We start from the raw sequence: 1264 nt of genomic DNA, 5'->3' as shown, positions 1-1264 counted from the left end.
CCCAAAATGGTTTCTTTAATAAAAATAATTATATTTTTAATTAATTTAAAAACTGGTTTAAATCCAGTGACAATAAGAATGGCGAAAAGAGTTGTTTGGATTGCATCGGTTCTTCGTTCTAGGATTTCGGTTGTTGTAAATCCTTTGGTATAATTAAGGAAATAGTTTGTAATAGTTGTTAAAATTGTAAAAATAAACATGGTTTTGTTACCTTTCTGATTTGGTTAAAAAAGTAAATTACAAAAAGGATTAAAATTATCGTTAATGTGGCTGATATATAACAAAGTGTTTGTAAATTTGGTTGGAAATAACTAATTGCTTGATACGTTATAAATGTAGTTATTGGAATTAACAAAACTAAGAGGGGGTGTTTTAAAATATTCATTTTTTTAGCTTCTCCTTTGATTTTTTGATATTGTTATTTTTCTTTTTAGTTGTTTGGGGACGGTCTTTGAAGTAAGTTCCACGATATGCTTCGGTCATTCCATCACTCATTTCTTTATTTCTCCTTTTATTTTAATTTTAGTTCTTTAACTTTATCTTTGATGGTTTTAGAAAGTTTAAAAGTTACTACTGTTTTTGAAGGAATTTTTAAGTTTTTTCCAGTTCTTTGGGCGTTTTTTTTGCCTGTGCGTTTATTGATGATAAATTTAGTTTCGGGGGTTAGGTGGGCTTTTCTAGTTTTTAAGATGAATTTACCGAGTTTAGATGATAAAACTACTTCCGCGTTGTTTGTGATTGCTTTAATTATTGCATTCTCAAACGAGTTGTAAAATTCTTCGGTTTGGGTTATTGAGGTTTTGTTTTTCTCAGCTATTGATTTAATTAATTCTTTTTTTGTCATATTTTTTTCTCCTTTGATTTTTTGATTTTATTGGGTATAAAAAAGCCCCTTTTGGACTTAATTGTGTTAAGGTTATTGGGTTTTGTTTTCTAAAAAGATTACGTTTTGAATAATTACTTTGGTAGTGGTTCGCGTTTGTCCTTCGTTAGTTTTATATTTTTGGATTGATAGGTTGCCTTCGACATATATTTTTGAACCCTTATGCAGGTATTTGTGGCAGTTTTCGGCTTGTGTTCTAAAAACAACACAAGGGGTGTATTGGACTTTATCTTTGTTGTTGATGGCTAAATTGAAATCTATTTTAGGGATTTGTTCGTTGTTACTGTTGATATATTGTTTTTCTAAGTCGTGGGCGATGTTGCCGATTAGTTGAACTTTGTTTAACATATTTTGTTTTCTCCTTATTTTTTGTTATTTGGG

The 1264-nt window shown here is 29.4% G+C and carries 2 protein-coding genes and 1 pseudogene; all 3 read right to left on the bottom strand.

Annotated features, from left to right (window positions below; all coding sequences use genetic code 11):
* A pseudogene (locus tag OYV_RS03925) lies at nucleotides 1–200 on the bottom strand (hypothetical protein); the annotation flags it as partial.
* Nucleotides 201–511: 311 nt separating this feature from the next.
* A complete protein-coding gene (locus OYV_RS03915; RefSeq protein WP_011160885.1) occupies nucleotides 512–844 on the bottom strand; it encodes an HU family DNA-binding protein in 333 nt (110 codons plus the stop codon).
* Nucleotides 845–916: 72 nt separating this feature from the next.
* The gene (locus tag OYV_RS03910; RefSeq protein WP_011160886.1) at nucleotides 917–1231 is read right to left on the bottom strand and encodes a single-stranded DNA-binding protein; all 315 of its coding nucleotides are present in this window, start codon (nucleotides 1229–1231) and stop codon (nucleotides 917–919) included.
* Nucleotides 1232–1264 lie beyond the last annotated feature (33 nt).

Origin of the sequence: 'Chrysanthemum coronarium' phytoplasma, assembly GCF_000744065.1 — a bacterium.
Classification (GTDB): domain Bacteria; phylum Bacillota_I; class Bacilli_A; order Acholeplasmatales; family Acholeplasmataceae; genus Phytoplasma; species Phytoplasma asteris.
This window is presented reverse-complemented; position numbering and strand designations above follow the sequence as displayed.